Here is a 17,457-nt window from a genome sequence, read left to right on the forward strand (position 1 = left end):
CAGGCACCGCCGGGACCGGCGGGCCGGCGGGCCGCTCGACTCAGTCCGCCGTCGGCGCACCGGACGGCCCGGCGGCCCGGCGGTACTCGTCGTTGAGGCGCTGGGCCTCCTCGAGCTGGTCCTCGAGGATGATGATGCGGCAGGCCGCCTCGACGGGGGTGCCCTGGTCGACGAGCTCACGGGCGCGGGCTGCGACACGCAGCTGGTAACGGGAGTAGCGGCGATGGCCGCCCTCGGAGCGGAGCGGCGTGATCAGGCGCGCTTCGCCGATGGCGCGGAGGAAACCCGGGGTGGTGCCGAGCATCTCGGCGGCGCGGCCCATGGTGTAGGCAGGGTAGTCGTCGTCGTCCAGATGCCCGCCGAGCGGGCCTGTCGGATTCTCTGCTGTCATTGCACCTCGTTCTGAAACATGCAAAATGGCCCCGGCGCCGTACGGCACCGAGGCCCCCAAGGAACTTCACACGATCGGTCTACGCCAGTTCGGAGCCGGCCTTTTCCGCCCACCCGGTGTTCGACACCGTGGGGCCACTGTCCAAGCGGCGAAGGAAACCATAACCGGGCCACCACACAATGTCTACTCCGGCTGAATCAGATTTCCGCGGGTTTGACGGTGTGGTGGTCCGGACGGGCCGGAAGCCGGACGGACGGTACGCGCGGCGCCGCCCAGCGCCTCAGCTGAATACGACGGAGCGCAGCCGCAGGCGGTCGCCGAGCCTCCTGCCCGGGGGCATCACGTAGAAAGTGTCCCCGTTGCAGTCGGCGTCGAGGAAGACGGTGGCGGTGGCGTCCGTGAAGTTGCCGGGGGCGAAGGCGGGCAGGGCTGAATCGACCGTCTCGGGGATAGTGATGCACACCCGGCTCTCCGGGTCGGGCAGCGCACCGCGCAGGCTCACGCCGTTCAGGCCGACGTACGTGTACACGAACTCGCCGTTGGCGGCCGCAGCGGGCGACGACGGCAGGGCCACTGACAGCAGCAGGCCGCCGACGGCGGCGGCCAGGGCGCTACGCAAACGCATGGGTCTGTCCCTCCGAAGGAAACACGTGTGGGGCAGCGCCACCATCCCCGGCAGCGATTCCAGGTCGCCCGCTCGCCACGGCAGGAAGGTTTCACCGTCACCCGTTCAGCCCGTCGTACGCCTTCCGGGCTGCCGAGAGCAGTGCGAGCAGCCGCCGAGCCGCCCCCCCGGATGAACTCACGGGGCACTGCCTCAGTCGCCCCCGTGGTCGCGTGCGAACGCGGCGAAGACCTGTCGGGACGTTCCGCGGGTGTGCAGGAAGCGCTGGTCGAGGATGAGCGCGAGGTCTTCGAGTGCCGCACGCAGAACGGCGGCCGCCAGGCGGACGTCCGGGTGGCGGGCCGCCGCAGCCCGGTCCGCGAGGTCCTCGGCGTACGTGATGGTGCGGGCCAGAGAAGTACGGTCGTCGCCGTCGTGGAAGTAGTACGACTCGGCGTACTGCATGAAGTCCACCGAGATGACGGAGATGCCCGCGGCCAGTCCGTCGAGGATCGCCGCTCCCGCGTCCGCGTCGAGCTGCTCGGTCGTGGGGTGGGTGCGCGCGAGGTGGGACAGGCGCAGGGCGAGGGCTCTGCGGCGCGCCAGGGCCGGATAGATGCCCAAGGTCCAGGAGACCGTCGCGCTGAGCAGGACGAAACCCACGAGTCCTTCCACGGGGGCGAGGATCCTCAGCCACCCGTCGCCGGGTGCGATGTCGCCGAGGCCGAGGGTGGACACCGTGACCAGTGAGACGTAGAGCGCGTCGAGGAACCGCGCGTGATCGGCGGGCTCCAGGCCGGCGGTGTAGGTGAAGCCGTCCGGCATGTGGGGTGCGTAGACCAGGGCCCAACCCAGCACGACGGTCAGCGCCCAGACGGCGACCACCGCCACCATCGCCAGGGGGCCGGTCAGCCCTGAGGCGTGTCGGCGTCCCGGGAGCACTGCCGAAAGCCGCCACAGGCCCACCATGACCAGTCGGCTGAGCCCGCCATGGCGTGTGGGGTGCCACAGGGTGTTGAACACGTCGCGCAGCACGGACAGCACAAGGACCGCACCCAGCAGATTCAGCAGCCAGCCCATCCCTGCCCTCCTTCGGCTCCGCGACCAGCCTCCCGTACGGCGAAGGCGAGGCACCGGCGCCGCGCGCACCGCCTCCTCGCACGTCGACGGTAGTCAGTCCGCCGGGCGGCGGACTCAGCCGCCGGTGCCCGAGGTGGGAGCCGCGGTCCGCTGGTAGATGTCGGGGATGCCGTCCGCGTCGGCGTCAGCGGTTTCCTCCTCGTAGAGGCGGCGGTACGTCTGGTTGCGGCGGCGCAGGAGGACCGCCGCGAGCAGGGCCGCGGTCAGGGAGCCGATCAGGACGGCCGCCTTGACGTGTTCGCCGGCCTCCCCGGTGGGGAAGGCGAGTTCGCCGATGAGGAGGGCGACGGTGAAGCCGATGCCGGCGAGTACGGAGAGGCCCAGGACATCGGCCCAGGCGAGGTCGGGGTTGAGGCGGGCGCGGGTGTAGCGGGCGGCGAGGTAGGTGCCGAGGAAGATGCCGACGACCTTGCCGAGGACGAGGCCGATGACGACGCCGAGGGGTTCGGGCGTGGTGAACACCTTGCCGAGGGCGTCGCCGGAGATGGTGACACCGGCGGCGAAGAGGGCGAAGAGGGGGACGGCCACCCCGGCGGAGAACGGGTGGAGGAGGTGGGAGGTGCGGGCTCCGGGGGAGGCGTCCTCGCCCTTGTCGGTGGTGGTGCGCAGGATCAGGCCCATGGCGACGCCGGCGACGGTGGCGTGGACGCCGCTGTTGTACATCAGGGCCCAGGTGGCGATGCCGAGGGGGACGTACCACCACCAGCCGCGCACCCGGAAGCGCTGGAGCAGGTAGAAGACGGCCAGGCCGGCGAAGGCGCCGCCGAGGGCCCAGAAGTTCAGGTCGGAGGTGAAGAAGATCGCGATGATCAGGATGGCGCCGAGGTCGTCGACGACGGCCAGGGTGAGGAGGAAGGCCCGCAGGGCGGCCGGCAGGTGGGTGGAGATCACCGCCAGGACGGCGAGGGCGAAGGCGATGTCGGTGGCCATGGGGACGGCCCAGCCGTCGAGGCTGCCGCCGCCGGCCGTCGCGGTGAGGGCGTACAGGGCGGCGGGAACGGCCATGCCGCAGAGGGCTGCGACGACCGGCAGCGCGGCCGTGGCCGGCGTGCGGAGCTCGCCGACGACGAGTTCCCGCTTGAGCTCGATGCCTGCGACGAGGAAGAAGACGGCGAGCAGGCCGTCGGCGGTCCAGTGGCCGACGGAGAGGTCCAGGCCGAGGGCGGGTATGCCGAAGTGGAAGTCGCGTATCTGCTGGTAGACGTCCCCGAGGGGGCTGTTGGCCCAGATCAGCGCGATGACCGCGGCGGCCAGGAGCACCAGCCCGCCGATGGTCTCGGTGCGCAGGGCTTCGGCGATGGCGCGGCGCTCGGGCCAGGGGAGGAGGCCGAGGAAGGGGGAGCGCTGTGGGGGCGGGGCAGCGTTCATGGGGAATACCTCCGGGGCGTCGACGGTAAAGGGGCACACGGCCCCAAGAACGCCGACCAGACTTCCCGGCACACCCCGCGCCGGCTCATCGGTGCGATAAGCATTTTGACGCGTTCTTTACACCCTATCGGGCGTGCGGGGTGGCCGCCAGGGGGGCTTTCACGTGCTGGAACAGAGGGCGGCGGGCCCGTGGGCACCAAGGCGCGAGGTGCTCACGGGCCCGCCGCGAGGAGACGGGCCGCCGGGGGCGGTCAGACGGTGGTCTTCACCGGCTCCTGGTCTTCGTCGTCGTCGGCTTCGGTCTCCAGGCCGGCGTCGCGGCGGCGGACGAAGTCGAGGAAGTTGTTCAGCTCCCGCTTGACGACGGGGGCCAGCAGGTACAGGCCGATGATGTTGATGACGGCGAGCATGAAGAGCACCGCGTCGGCCATGTCGATGAGGGTCTGCAGCGTCAGCAGCGAGCCGGCCACCGCGACGAGGGTGTACATGACCTTGAAGGTGACCTCGCTGGCCTTGCTGCGGCCGAACAGGTGGGTCCAGGCCTTCATGCAGTAGTAGCCCCAGGTCAGCACCGTGGAGATCGCGAACAGCATGACGGCGATGGTCAGGATGTACGGGAACCAGGGCAGGACGGTCGCGAAGGCGTCGGAGGTGATGGTCACGCCGCCGATCGACTCACCGCCGTTGCGGAGCTCGACGTAGCTGGCCGGGTTGGCGATCACGATCGTCAGCGCGGTCATGGTGCAGATGATCACGGTGTCGATGAACGGCTCCAGCAGCGCGACCAGGCCCTCGGAGGCGGGGTGCTTGGTCTTGACCGCGGAGTGCGCGATCGGGGCGGAGCCGAGGCCGGCCTCGTTGGAGAACGCGGCCCGCTTGAAGCCGATGATCAGCGCGCCGAGCACACCGCCGGCGACACCCTGCGGGTTGAAGGCGCCCTCGATGATCGTGGAGATCGCGGCCGGGACCTCGGTGACGTTCACGAGGATGACGACGAGGCAGGCGGCGATGTAGATGCCGGCCATGGCCGGGACCAGCTTGCTGGTGACGGAGGCGATGGAGCGGATGCCGCCGAGGAGCACGATGCCGACCAGGGCGGCGATCAGGACGCCGAAGAACAGCGCGCCGGCCGAGGAGCCGAGCATGCCGGACTCACCACCGGTGACGGACACCAGCTGGGCGTAGGACTGGTTGACCTGGAAGAGGTTGCCGCCGAAGAGGCCGAAGAACAGCACGAAGGCGGAGGCCAGGACGGCCAGGACCTTGCCGAGGGTCTTGCCGCGGGCGCCGAAGCGGTCGGCGAGGCCCTTGGGCAGGTAGTGCATCGGGCCGCCGGAGACGGTGCCGTCGGCGTGCACCTCGCGGTACTTCACGCCGAGGGTCACCTCGACGAACTTCGTGGCCATGCCGAGCAGACCGCAGAGAATCATCCAGAAGGTGGCCCCGGGGCCGCCGATGGACACGGCGACCGCGACACCGGCGATGTTGCCCAGGCCGACGGTACCGGAGACGGCGGCGGTCAGTGCCTGGAAGTGGTTGACCTCGCCGGTCGAGCCCTTCTCGTCGTACTTTCCGCGCACCACGTTGACGGCGAGCTTGAACTTGCGGACCTGCACGCCCCCGAACCAGGCGGTGAAGACGACACCGGCGACGACCAGCCAGGCGACGATCAGGGGAAGTTGCGTGCCGCCCACAGGGACGGAGTAGAAGACGACTTCACCGAGCCATTTGGCTATGGGCTCGAAGAATCCGCTGACCGCCTGGTCGACGGACGTGGTGATGGAATCGAGTGACATCTGGAAGAACCTCGATGGCGCAGGACCGACGCAGTGCGGTGCGACGGTGGCAAATGCGGGCTTTGAGCGAACGCCGTTGTCCGGTCGGCGACCCGTGGCGCCGCCGGTTCCGCGGACTCGGAACCGGGGAGGACGCCTTGGTCGTGCTGGGTGGTGGGCCGGTGCGTGCCGGCGGCTCCCGCTCCGGCAAGGGGTGGGCCGAAGTGGAGTTGCGCATTCTTAGCACGCCTTTTATCCCTTCTTTAGTGACCTGCGCCACAAAGCCCGATCCTTTGCGGTATTTGCCCTGGTTCGGTGATGCGATCGTTATCCGGATCTGAGGTTCTGCTGAGCGAACGCGGTGTCGGGGCGACGGGGCAGCGCCCCGCCCGGTGAGAATCGGTCCCGCCGGGATCGGGACGCACCGCCGAAGCGGCGTTTTCGAATCTTCGGGGAGGTCGGAAGCCGCTGGTCCTTGACGCGGCCTTGATCCTCCGGCCCAATGACGGTGTCGTAACACGGGAGAGGGCCGGTAGGTGGCTGGACGTAACGCGCGGGGGTGGCAGGCGGTCTTCTCCGCCCACCCGGCCCGCACGGTGGTGTCGGCGTTCGCGCTGGTCATCGCCCTTGGCACGGTTGCTCTGATGCTGCCCGCGGCGTCGGCCGACGGTTCGGTCACCAGCCCTCTCACCGCCCTGTTCACGGCGACCTCGGCCGTGTGCGTCACCGGCCTGGTGGTCGTGGACACCGCCGAGCACTGGTCCACCTTCGGGGAACTGCTGATCCTCGCGCTGATCCAGGTCGGCGGTTTCGGGATCATGACCATGGCCTCGCTGCTCGCCCTGCTGGTCTCCGGCAGGCTCAGGCTCCGGATGCAGCTGACGGCGGCAGCGGAGACCAAGAGTCTGGGCCTGGGCGACGTGCGGCGTGTCCTCCTCGGCGTCGCGGGCTGCACGCTCATCGTCGAACTGGCCGTGGGCGCGTTCCTCGCGCTCCGGCTGCGATTCGGCTACGACCTCGGCTACGGCGAGGCCCTCTACTCGGGCGTCTTCCACTCGATCTCGGCGTTCAACAACGCCGGGTTCGGTCTGCACGGCGACAGCATCACCCGCTACGCCCAGGACGTCTGGATCACGCTGCCCATCGCGGTGGCCGTGATCCTGGGCGGCCTCGGCTTCCCCGTACTGCTGGAGCTCCTGCGCCACCGCAACCGGCGCCGGCAGACCGGTCTGCGCAACTGGACGCTCCATACCCGGCTGACCCTGGTCACCACCGCCGCCCTGCTGGTCGTCGGAACCGTGCTGACCTGCCTGCTCGAGTGGACCAACCCCGCCACGCTCGGCGCCTTCGACTGGGGCCAGAAGCTCATGAACGGCTTCTTCTACTCGGCGATGAGCCGCACCGCCGGCTTCAACTCCATCGACATGGGCGCCCTGCACGCCTCGACGCTCCTGTTCACCTGCACCCTGATGTTCATCGGCGGCGGCAGCGCGGGCACGGCCGGCGGTATCAAGGTCACCACCTTCTCCGTCCTGGCCGCCGCCATGGCGGCCGAGGTACGCGGCGAGCCCAACTCAACCGTCATGGGCCGCCGGCTCGCGCCGCACGCCCTGCGGCAAGCCCTGACGGTGGCCCTTCTGGGCATCGGACTGGTCATCGCCGCCACACTGGCGCTGCTGACCGTGACCAAGGCCCCTGCGGAGGCGGTCCTCTTCGAGGCGGTCTCGGCCTTCGGCACGGTCGGACTGTCCACGGGCATCACCGCGGACATCCCCGTGGCCGGGCAGCTGATCCTGATCCTGCTCATGTTCATCGGCCGGCTCGGCCCGATCACCCTGGTCTCCTCGCTCGCCCTGCGCGAGCGAGCGCGCCGCTACCAGCTACCCGAGGAGCGACCCGTCATTGGGTAACTACCTGCACAACCTGCGCCGACGCCGACACAAGCACCTGCGGGACTCCACCGGTCACGTGGCCGCCGACCAGCGCGTCGCCGTCATCGGCCTGGGCCGCTTCGGCAGCTCCCTGGCGAACGAACTGACCCGCCGGGGCTGGGACGTCCTGGGGATCGACACCGACCCCACACTCGTCCAGCAGCACAGTGACATCCTGACCCACTCGGCCGTCGCCGACTGCACCGACCCCGTCGTCATGCGCCAGCTCGGTGTAGGGGACTTCCCCAGCGTCGTGGTGGGCATCGGTACGGACATCGAGGCCAGCATCCTCGTCGCCTCCAACCTGCTGGACGAGAACGTACCCAACATCTGGGCCAAGGCCATCAGCCGCCAGCACGGCCAGATCCTCGAACGGCTCGGCGTCCACCACGTCGTCCTGCCCGAGCACGAGATGGGCGAGCGGGTCGCCCACCTCGTCACGGGGCGGATGCTCGACTTCATCGAGTTCGACGACGACTACGCGCTGGTCAAGACGATCACCCCGACGACGATCACCGGCGTCCCGCTCGGCGAGAGCGCCGTGCGCACCCACTACGGCATCACGGTCGTCGGCATCAAGCGGCCGGGGCAGGACTTCACCCACGCCACCGCCGAGACGGTCGTCGAGAAGGGCGACGTCATCATCGTCACCGGCAAGACCCGGGCCGTCGAATCGTTCGCCGAGCTCAGCTGACCGCCCGCCGCAGGCCACACCGCCCACCCCGTCCCGCGGGGCCCGGGCCGGCCGGGGCACGGCGTTCCACCGCGTGGTCGCCCGGAGCAGCGGAAAAACGACAAGAAGGGGGAAAGCCGGGTCTCAGGCGTCGCCGCGTGGCGGTGTTCCCCCGGGCACCGCTGGTGCGGGGCCGGCGGTGTCCTGCGGACGGCCGAGGAGTTCGGCCAGGCCGCGGCGGGTGGCGGCCAGCACGACGCGGTCCTCGGGCCGCAGGACGTAGCCGGGGTGCAGGTTCCACACCAGGCCGGGGTTTTGGCCAGGTGTCCTGGTGTCGGGGGTCGAGGCCAGGTCGGGGCGGCGGTCCTCCGGGGCGGCGGTGTCCAGGGCGAGCACCCGCCAGGCGCCCGGACGGAAGGACTCGGCGATGGTCCTGCCCTCCAGCTGCGGATGCCCGCGGACCTCGATGGCGGCGAAGAGCAGGACCCGGCGTTCCACCGGGATCGCACCGAGGATCTGGCGGCCCATCATCGCTCCGGCGAAGGCGGGAGCGGCGAGGTGGGTGACGCTGCGGCTGCGGGTGAGGGCCTCCGGGTGGGCGGCCCGGAGGGTGCGGTAGACCGCTGTGGCGAAGTCGTCGTCGTACAGACGCAGGACTGCCCTCAGGTCCGCCTTCAGCGATCGGGCGTACAGCGCTGCTTCGAGGTTCGTGGTGTCCGAGCTGGTCAGCGCGAGAAGGGTCTCCGCGCGGTGGATCCTGGCAGTCTCCAGGACTCCTTCCTCCGTGACGTCACCCAGCACCACCGGGACCCCCAGACCGCGGGCCAGCGCCAGCCCCCGGGCGTCGGGGTCGGACTCCACGCACACCACCGGGATCTCGAGCTCCCGCAGCCTGGCCAGGACCCGGGTGCCGACCTTGCCCAGCCCGAGCAGGACGACATGCCCCGACAGCGTGCGCGGCGGGCGGCGCAGGACCGCGGCCGTGCGGAACGCTCCCAGCCCCTCCAAGGCGGCCGCCACCAGCACGGGCAGGATCAGCATGCCGACCAAGCCCGCGAGGATCTGGAGCAGCTGGCGGCCGACAGATTCCTCGACAGCCGGATCGTTGATCGCGAAGATGTCGAGGAGGGTCATGTAGGCGGCGTGGAGGGGATGCTCCCCCGTCATGACCCAGCCGGCCAGCGCCAACGCGCCGACCGCGGCCCCCAGGCCGAACAGCACCCGGCGCAGGCGCCGGGAGAACAGCGAGCCCATGGGCAGCGCCGCCGCGGCGAGCCGGGTGCCGCTCTGCTGCCGGCCTGCGTAGGAGACCGCCTCCAGGGCGACGACGCCCCGGCCTGTCGCCGCCGCGACCGCCCGGTCGTCCGGCAGCAGCTGCGGGCCCCGCTCCCCGCTGTCCTCGGCTCCCTCGGCGCCGGCCGGGTCGGCCGTCGTCGCGGACAGCAGGGCCAGGGTGCACAGCCCGGGATCGGCCACTTCTCCCCGGCCGGGCGGTGTGCGCTCCACGGCACGCAGCAGCAGCCCGTCCGCCTGGACGACCTTGCCCGTGCCCGCGACCGCGGTGGCCGCCAGCGCGGGCGCCGCCGTGTCGGCATCCGAGAGCACGGTGGTCGAGGAATCCAGCTCCCGCAGGTCGATGCCGGGGTCGGCGACGATCGCCGCCTGGTCCAACAGCTCCTCCAGGTGCTGACCCAGTTTTCGGTTGTAGAGCCGGATCACCAGCCGCAGCCTCGGGTTCAGCCTCCGGGCCACCAGCGCCGCACGCAGGTTGGTCTCGTCGTCCTCGTAGACCAGCGCCAGCGCCGAAGCACCGGCGACCCCGGCAGCGGTCAGCACCTCCTCGGTGGGCTCGACCGCCTCCACCCACCGCACTTCTCCCGCCGTCCGGCGCTCGGCGGAACCCGGCCTGCGAGGCCGTGCAGAAGGTACGCGGGCCAACAGGCCCGGCCCCGTCCGGCCGGCCGGGCGCGCGGGCACCACGAGGGTCACCCGCTCCCGGTAGACGTCGCGCAGCTCAGCCGTGAGGCGATGGGCCAGTCCGTCGTCCCCGCAGACGACCATCCGGCCACCCGTGTCCGGGTGTCGGCGTGGTGAAGACGTCGATGACGCGACCCACGAATGCACCGAACGCACCGAACGCACCGCAACCCCCGATCTTCCCGAGGGCCGCTTCCCGAACGGGTCCGGATGCGCTGCGCGTTGCCGCCCGCAGGCACCGGGCGGACGGGGGACGGCAGGGCCGTCCGCCCTGCCGCCGCCCCTCCCCCACCGCCGGAGCCCCCCGACTCCCCCGGCGGCGTGTGACCCACCGCGGCTCCCGGCACGCAGGCGCGGCGGCACGGAAGTGGTTCACACCCCGATCCTGCACCTGTCCGGCAGGTATCCGCACTGCCGGTGGCAGGCAGTCTTCACGCCGCTCTGATGCCGATGTCGGCAGCGCCGTTGCAGCATGTCACCCTTGTCCGGCGTCAAGGACGTGTCAGGGACGCGTCGGAATCGGGGAGGAAGCATGGCGGAACGCACCGTGGCGGAGGAGTATCTGGCGGGGTACGCGCAGATACTGCTGGACGCCTGCAGCACCGGCCGCCGCCTCACCCGGGCCGAACTGGATGTCCGCCGCGCCGAGGGCGAACGGGCGGCCGAGGCGAATCTGGGGCTTCGCGTCCTCGTCCGCGCACACCTGTCCGAGGCGCGCAGAGTCCAGGAGGCGCTGACCACGCCCCGGGTCGCCGGCCTGCTCGCCGTGGTCGAGCAGGCCGTGGACGCCTTCGCCGAGGGCTTCGAACGGGCGCCCCAGCTGGCTGTACGTCAGGAGGAGGCGGCCAGGCGCGAGTTCATCGACGACCTCCTCGGCGGGGGCAGCGACCTCGGCCGCCTCGCCGAGCGCGCCGAACGCTTCGGCCTGCGCCTGTCCCGGGCCCACGCGGTGGCCGTCGCCATCGGACCCGAGCCGTACGGGGACGGCTATCCCGTCGCCCGGGGCATCGAATCGGCCGTCCACGCCCGCTTCGGGAACCGGCACACCCTGCTGGCCACCAAGGACGGCCGTCTGATCTGTGTGGCCCCGGGCGATCAGCCCGACGTCCTGGCGTTCTTCGCCAAGCAGGCGTACGCGGCGACCGACGGCGGCCGGGTGGCCGTGGGGCGCACCCATCCGGGACCGGGCGGTGTCGTCCACTCCTACGAGGAGGCCCTCAACGCCCTGGACCTCGCCGACCGGATGGGCCTGGAAGGGCCCGTCCTGCACGCTGCCGATCTGCTCGTCTATCCGGTTCTGGCTCGGGACCGCCAGGCGATGGCCGACCTCGTGGAGACCACCCTCGGCCCGCTGCGGGGGGCCCGCGGCGGGGCGCAGCCGTTGATCGACACGCTCTCCGCCTACTTCGACAGCGGCTGCGTCGCCGTCGAGGCGGCCCGCCGCCTCTCGCTCAGCGTGCGCGCGCTGACGTACCGGCTGGAGCGCATCCGCTCCCTCACCCAGACCGACCCCGGGGACCCCCGGCACCGCTACACCCTCCAGACCGCGGTCATCGGGGCGCGGCTGCTCGGCTGGCCGGACGCCTCGTCCTGACCGGGCAGCGGCACCGTGTGGTGTGGCGGGTCTGGCCCCTCCGGTCACAGGTGCAGGTCGCGCAGCCGGTAGCCGACGAGGCCGGCAGTGGCCGCGAGCACCGCGCCGGCGGTCATCAGGAGGGAGGCCTGCCCATGGGCCGGAGCATCGGGAACGGCGGCGAGATGCGCGAACGGGGACAGCAGGGCGACCCACGCCGGCAGTCCCGCGCTGTCGGCAATGACCTTCAGCAGGAATCCGCCCGCAGCGGGCAGGGAGCCGATGAACGCGACGGCCCGGGGTGCCCAGCCCAGGGCGAGGGCACCGGCGCCCAGGCACAGCAGCGCGATGGGCAGCACGTTCCAGGCACCGTGCAGCGCAGCGAGAAGGCCGAGGTCGGCGCCTACGGCCTCGGTCCCGACCCATGTGGCGAGACCGGCCACCGTCACGAGCACCACAAGCCCTCCGCACACGGCAGCGGTCTCGGCGACGAGCACGCGTGTCCGGGTGACGGGTTGGGCGAACAGGAGGGTCAGCCGTCGGTCGGCCTCGTCGGCGGCGAGGGCGGCCAGGCGGACGGCCGCGAAGGCTCCTGCCGGCACGGCCAGCAGCGCGAACAGGGTTGCCGTGTATCCGTGGACGGTGCCGAGTCCGGCGAAGCCAGCCTGTGCGGCGAGCTCGGCGAAGCGCGGGTTGTCGGTGAGGAAGGCCGTCATGGACAGGGTCAGCACCCCGATGAGCAGGTAGTAGGCGCCGATCCCGGCGGACCAGGCGGCCAAGGGCCGAAGCGTTCGCCGTACGGCGAAGGCCTGGACCGAGCCGAGCAGCCGCAACCGCGGGGCCCGACCGGAGGGAGGGCTCAGGTATCCGCCGCGGATGTCGCGTCGCCCGGAAGCAGCCGCGGCTGTGACGGCGACCGCCAGCCCTGCCGCGGCCAGGAGGAGCAGCGGCCAGAGCGAGGCCCCGCCGTAGGGGCGGCTCAGAGCGGTCAGGCCGAACGGGGAGAGCCAGTGCAGCCATCCCAGGGCGGGCAGACCGTCTGCGACCATCTTCGCCAGCATGCTCGCGCCGAAGGCGGCCACCGCCGCGCCGGTGGCCGCTGACCGGGTCGCGAAGACCTGCGCGGTCAGCGCGCCGACCGCGGTGAAGAAGATGCCGCACAGAGCCAGTCCGGCGCCGTGGACCGCGGCACCGGCCGCGGCGGCGCCCATGGCGGCCAGGCCTGCGAACGCGGCTGCGCCGGCGAGGACCTGCGCCGCGACCAGGACGGTGACGTGGCGTGCCACGACGGTCGTGACCGGCACGCGGCCGGCGAGCAGGACCTCCCACCGGCCTGCGTCCTCCTCGCCCCGGATGATCCGCGTCGCGGCGAGCAGCCCCCACACGGAGAGTACGACCGCCAGTGCCGTGCCCGTGCGCCACACGGCGAAGCCGCCCGGATCGTCCAGGGAGACCGGTTCGCCGAACAGGGTGCGGATCGCGGGATTCCCTGCCAGTGCCTCCAGCGCTGCGGCATCTTCCAGGTCCTGGACGGCGCTGCGGTGGGCTGCCACCGCCGTCGCCGACATCGCGGCCGTCAGCGCGGTGACGACGAGCGCGCCGCGCCTGACCTGGCGCCAGGCCAGTGCCGTCACCGCCCGCCACGGCGCCTGGTCGTACGGGACGGGACCCACCCGGGCGGATGCCGGCGTCACTGCGGGGTCCCGCCGTAGTAGCCGAGGAAGATCTCCTCCAAAGAGGGCTCCCTGACCGCCAGGCTCGTGACGTCCGCTGCCGCCAGTGCCTCCAGCGCCGGACCGGGCGGGCCGGTGAGAGTGAACCGCAGCGAGGCCGGGCCGGTCACCTCGACCGCCTCCGCGGCCGGCACCCGGCTCAAGTCGGGCGGTGTGCCGGCGAAGGACACCGTCACCTCGGTGCGGTGCAGGCGCCGCAGCTCCGTCACGGCGGCGACGTCGACGAGACGCCCGGCGCGCAGGATGGCCACCCTGTCGCAGACCGCCTCGACTTCGGCGAGCTGGTGGGAGCTGAGGAACACGGTCTGGCCGTGGTCGCGGGCCTCGTGGACGGCGTGCCGGAACGCGCGCTCCATCAGCGGATCGAGGCCGCTGGTCGGCTCGTCCAGCACCAGCAGGGGCGCCCGGGTGGCGAACGCCGCCACCAGCGCGACCTTCTGCCGGTTGCCCGTCGAGTACGCCCGTCCCGGTTTGGAAAGATCGAGTTCGAACCGCCGCACCAGTTCGTCCCGGTAGGGCCGGTCGGTTCCCGGGCCCGTGCGGGCCAGCAGTTCGAGGATCTCGGCGCCGGTCAGCTGCGACCACAGCGCCACGTCGGCGGGCACGTAGGCCAGGCGCCGGTGCGTCAGGGCGACGTCGCGCGCGTCGTCGCCGAAGACCGAGGCGCGGCCGCTCGTGGGGCGGGCGAGGCCGAGGAGCAGCCGGATGGTCGTGGATTTACCGGCGCCGTTGGGGCCGAGGAAGCCGAAGACCTCGCCGCGCGGGACACTCAGGTCCAGTCCGTCGAGGGCCAGGACACGGCCGTAGCGTTTGCTCAGGGACTGCGTGGAAACGGCGTTCGAGACCATGCGGGGCCTCCGGTTCGGCGCGGCGGGCACACGGCCCCTCATCGCCGACCAGGCTTCCCGGCACTCCGTCGCGAACATACTCCCGCCGGCGCACACCGGACAAGACGCAGGAGCCGACGAGCACGCTGTGCGCGGCATCCGGGGCGGGCATGGCGCATCGACCGCCGGCTCAGGCCCTCGCCGAAGCCGTGGCTACCCCCGGCCGGGTTCACCCGTGGGCCGGGCCGAGGGGCGTTCCGCGGGGGTGTGCAGGGCGGCCAAGCGCCGCTTGTACTCGTCCTCGTCGACCTCGCCTCGGGCCAGTCGCTGGGCGAGGATGTGTTCGGGTGTGGGGGCGGCCGGGGTGTGCATGTCCTCGTGAGGGCGGTCCAGGGCCCGGAAGAGGACCACGGCCCCGGTGATGATCAGCCCCCAGAACAGGACCATTCCGGCCGACATCGCGAACCAGCCCCACCCGCTGACGTCGTGGACGTGCCAGAACATCATCGCCGCTCACCTCCTTCGCCGACGGGGTTCGTCCTGTCTGCATCATCACGCCGACCGGGCTGCGCGGCAGGGGGCCGAACGGGCCCGTTCCGGGGCCGCCCGGTCCCTGCCGCGCGGTGCGGGGAGCGGGCGCATGCTGGAAGGGACGGGCCGAACAGGGAGGCGAGAACCCATGGGCGCCCTCGACGTCGTGGTCGTGGTGGCCGCCGTGGCGGTGATCGGCGGATTGGGCTGGTATTTCTTCGGGCCCCGCCGGGCCGGATCCGCCCGGCTGGAGGACGGGGTGCAGCGGGTGGACGTGGTCGTGCGGGGCGGCTACAGCCCCAACCTGATCAAGGTCCGCCAGGGCACGCCTCTGGAGCTGGTCTTCGACCGGCAGGAGTCTGGGGAGTGCACCTCCCGGGTCGTCTTCCCGGATCTGCACGTGAGCGCCGGGCTGCCCGCCCACACACGCACCACGGTGCGGCTGAGCCCGGACACACCGGGCACGTTCGGCTTCGCCTGCGGCATGAACATGATCCACGGCACCCTGCTCGTCGAACCGGACGGCCGGCCGGAATCCGCGGCACCCCCACCAGCTGCCGACCGGGCCGGCGCCGCGGCCGGTGGCGCCCCCGCAGCCCCCGTGGAGCGGTCGGCGGCCGAGGCGGAGGCCGCCGACGTCGCCGAGCGGCGGGCGGAGATCGCGGACCTGACCCGCCGGGTCGCCACCGGTGCGGTGCTCACCGCCCCGGTGCTGTTCGCGGTGATGGCGCACGAGTTGTTCGGGGCGGCCTGGGTACCGGAATGGATGCTGAACCACTGGCTCCAGCTGGCTCTGATCACCCCGGTGATGTTCTACACGGGGTGGCCGATCCACGTGACCGGCTGGCTCGCGCTGCGCCACCGCAGCGCCGACATGAACTCGCTGATCACCCTCGGCACGAGCGCCGCCTACGGCTACAGCCTCCTGGTCACCCTCGCCCCCGGCCTGCTTCCGCAGGACGTGCGCGAGGTGTACTACGAGGCCGTCGGTGTGATCCTGACCCTCATCCTGCTCGGCAGGCTGCTGGAGGCCCGCGCGAAGGCCGGCACGGGCGAGGCCATCCGTTCCCTGCTGGGGCTCCAGGCCCGCACCGCGCGTGTCGTACGGGACGGTACCGAGAGCGAGATCCCCGTCGAGGACGTCACCGTCGGCGACGAGATCGTGATCCGGCCGGGAGAGAAGATCCCGGTCGACGCCGAGGTCCTGAGCGGATCCTCCGCCGTGGACGAGTCCATGGTCACGGGCGAGCCGATGCCGGTCACCAAGCGCGCCGGGGACACCGTCATCGGCGCCACCGTCAACACCACCGGCTCCCTGCGGGTACGCGCCGCCAAGGTCGGCTCGGACACGATGCTCGCCCAGATCATCCGCCTCGTGCAGGCCGCGCAGGCGTCCAAGGCGCCCATCCAGCGCCTGGCCGACGCCGTCTCCGCCTATTTCGTGCCCGCGGTCATCGCCATCGCCGTCGCCACGTTCGCCGTCTGGTTCACCGTCGGGCCCGCCCCGGCCCTCACCCTGGCCCTCGTATCAGCCGTCGCCGTGCTGATCATCGCCTGCCCCTGCGCGCTCGGGCTGGCCACGCCCCTGTCGGTGATGGTCGGCACCGGCAAGGGCGCCCAGGCCGGTATCCTCATCCGCTCCGCCGAGGCCCTGGAGACCGCCCACAAGCTCGACACCGTCGTCCTCGACAAGACCGGCACCGTCACCGCCGGAAAGCCGGTCCTCACCGACGTCCACACCGCCGACGGCGCCGACGGGACCGAGCTGCTGCGGCTGGTGGCCGCGGCAGAGGAGCCCAGCGAGCACCCGCTCGGACAGGCCGTCGTCGCCGGTACCCGCGAACGGGGTGTGACCTCGCCGACCGATTCCGTCTCGGACTTCGACTCCGTCACCGGCCAAGGCGTCCGGGCCACCGTCGACGGCCACGCGGTCCTCGTGGGCTCCCCCCGCCTCCTGGCGGGCGCCGGCATCGACACCGGCGCGTTGAGCACGGAGGCGGCCCGTCTGTCGGCCGAGGGGAAGACACCCGTGCTCGTCGGGATCGACGGCAGGCCGGCGGGGGTGCTGGCCGTGGCCGACACCGTCAAGGACGACTCCGCGGACGCCATCGCCGCCCTGCAACGCCTCGGCATCGAGGTGGTCATGCTCACCGGCGACAACGCGCGTACCGCCGCCGCGATCGCCGCTCAGGTCGGCATCGGCCGGGTCCTGGCCGAGGTGCTGCCCGAGCACAAGGCCGACGAGATCCGTCGGCTCCAAGCCGAAGGCCGTACCGTCGGCATGGTCGGCGACGGCATCAACGACGCCCCCGCCCTGGCCGCCGCCGACGTGGGCCTGGCGATCGGCACCGGGACCGACGTCGCCATCGAAGCCGCCGACGTCACGCTGATCTCCGGTTCCCTCACCGGAGTGGTCACCGCCGTCAGCCTCTCCCGCGCCACCATGCGCAACATCAAGCAGAACCTGTTCTTCGCCCTCGTCTACAACGCCATCGGCGTACCCCTCGCCGCCGGCGCCCTCTACCCCCTGTGGGGCATCCGCCTCAGCCCCATCATCGCCGCCGGAGCCATGGCGCTGAGCTCCCTGTCCGTCGTGACCAACGCCTCCCGCCTGCGCCGCTGGCGCCCCGCTCCCCTGCCGCACGGCGCACCGGCCCGCGTCGAGCCCCGGGTCGAGACGACGGCCGACCGCCCCCACCCGTCTGCCGGCCGGGAGCACGGGGCCTCCGACAGCGCGGGTACCGCGCGACAGGTCGTGGACCCCGTGTGCGGCATGCGGATCGACCCGAGGGACGCCGCGGAGCACCGCATGACCGACGCAGGCGAGTACTTCTTCTGCTCCGCCCACTGCGCGGCCGCCTTCGACGCCGATCCGAGCCGCTACACCGCCACCCGCGACGACGCCCGCGAAAGCCGGTGAGCCGGCTCGGGAGC

Annotated in this window: 12 protein-coding genes and 1 pseudogene; 4 read left to right on the top strand and 9 right to left on the bottom strand. The window is 71.9% G+C overall.

Annotation, left to right across the window (positions count from 1 at the left end):
• Nucleotides 1–40: 40 nt before the first annotated feature.
• From AVW11_RS22095 to AVW11_RS22115, 5 genes are all read right to left on the bottom strand, one after another.
• Complete coding sequence (locus AVW11_RS22095) at nucleotides 41–391, bottom strand: MerR family transcriptional regulator (protein ID WP_060177413.1); 351 nt, start codon at nucleotides 389–391, stop codon at nucleotides 41–43.
• 280 nt (nucleotides 392–671) lie between these two features.
• Nucleotides 672–1,016 (bottom strand): hypothetical protein, encoded by a 345-nt coding sequence (locus AVW11_RS22100; RefSeq protein WP_030843927.1) that lies wholly within the window; start codon nucleotides 1,014–1,016, stop codon nucleotides 672–674.
• Nucleotides 1,017–1,208: 192 nt separating this feature from the next.
• Nucleotides 1,209–2,075 (bottom strand): potassium channel family protein, encoded by an 867-nt coding sequence (locus tag AVW11_RS22105; RefSeq protein WP_076045486.1) that lies wholly within the window; start codon nucleotides 2,073–2,075, stop codon nucleotides 1,209–1,211.
• Nucleotides 2,076–2,189: 114 nt separating this feature from the next.
• Entirely contained in the window at nucleotides 2,190–3,503 is a 1,314-nt protein-coding gene (gene nhaA, locus AVW11_RS22110) for a Na+/H+ antiporter NhaA (RefSeq protein ID WP_060177411.1), read from the bottom strand.
• A gap of 251 nt (nucleotides 3,504–3,754) precedes the next feature.
• Nucleotides 3,755–5,299 (bottom strand): alanine/glycine:cation symporter family protein, encoded by a 1,545-nt coding sequence (locus AVW11_RS22115; RefSeq protein WP_076045488.1) that lies wholly within the window; start codon nucleotides 5,297–5,299, stop codon nucleotides 3,755–3,757.
• Nucleotides 5,300–5,814: 515 nt separating this feature from the next.
• Between AVW11_RS22115 and AVW11_RS22120 the strand changes: the two genes are divergently transcribed.
• Nucleotides 5,815–7,188, top strand: coding sequence for a TrkH family potassium uptake protein (locus AVW11_RS22120; protein WP_060177409.1), 1,374 nt, complete (start codon nucleotides 5,815–5,817; stop codon nucleotides 7,186–7,188).
• Nucleotides 7,181–7,903, top strand: a complete 723-nt coding sequence (locus AVW11_RS22125) for a potassium channel family protein (RefSeq protein WP_078095731.1) — start codon at nucleotides 7,181–7,183, stop codon at nucleotides 7,901–7,903. The genes AVW11_RS22120 and AVW11_RS22125 overlap by 8 nt, the downstream gene beginning before the upstream one ends.
• 123 nt (nucleotides 7,904–8,026) lie before the next feature.
• Here the strand turns inward: AVW11_RS22125 and AVW11_RS22130 are convergent.
• Nucleotides 8,027–9,949 (bottom strand): annotated as a pseudogene (locus AVW11_RS22130) (NAD-binding protein); the annotation flags it as partial.
• A 442-nt stretch (nucleotides 9,950–10,391) separates the two neighbouring features.
• On the opposite strand from AVW11_RS22130, the gene AVW11_RS22135 reads away from it, so the two are divergent.
• Nucleotides 10,392–11,453 carry a PucR family transcriptional regulator gene (locus tag AVW11_RS22135; protein ID WP_030843943.1) on the top strand — a complete coding sequence of 354 codons (1,062 nt, stop codon included), beginning with the start codon at nucleotides 10,392–10,394 and terminating at the stop codon, nucleotides 11,451–11,453.
• A 44-nt stretch (nucleotides 11,454–11,497) separates the two neighbouring features.
• Here the strand turns inward: AVW11_RS22135 and AVW11_RS22140 are convergent, their stop codons facing one another.
• From AVW11_RS22140 to AVW11_RS22150, 3 genes are all read right to left on the bottom strand, one after another.
• Nucleotides 11,498–13,126 (bottom strand): polyketide antibiotic transporter, encoded by a 1,629-nt coding sequence (locus tag AVW11_RS22140; RefSeq protein WP_076045490.1) that lies wholly within the window; start codon nucleotides 13,124–13,126, stop codon nucleotides 11,498–11,500.
• On the bottom strand, nucleotides 13,123–14,013 hold the full coding sequence (locus AVW11_RS22145; protein WP_076045492.1) for an ABC transporter ATP-binding protein: 891 nt from the start codon (nucleotides 14,011–14,013) through the stop codon (nucleotides 13,123–13,125). The genes AVW11_RS22140 and AVW11_RS22145 overlap by 4 nt, the downstream gene beginning before the upstream one ends.
• Nucleotides 14,014–14,205: 192 nt before the next feature.
• Nucleotides 14,206–14,499: an SHOCT domain-containing protein gene (locus AVW11_RS22150; RefSeq protein WP_206281917.1), complete on the bottom strand. Its 294-nt coding sequence runs from the start codon at nucleotides 14,497–14,499 to the stop codon at nucleotides 14,206–14,208.
• 172 nt (nucleotides 14,500–14,671) lie between these two features.
• Between AVW11_RS22150 and AVW11_RS22155 the strand changes: the two genes are divergently transcribed.
• Entirely contained in the window at nucleotides 14,672–17,443 is a 2,772-nt protein-coding gene (locus AVW11_RS22155; RefSeq protein ID WP_076045494.1) for a heavy metal translocating P-type ATPase, read from the top strand.
• Nucleotides 17,444–17,457 lie beyond the last annotated feature (14 nt).

It is taken from the genome of Streptomyces amritsarensis, from assembly GCF_001953875.1.
Lineage (GTDB): Bacteria > Actinomycetota > Actinomycetes > Streptomycetales > Streptomycetaceae > Streptomyces > Streptomyces amritsarensis.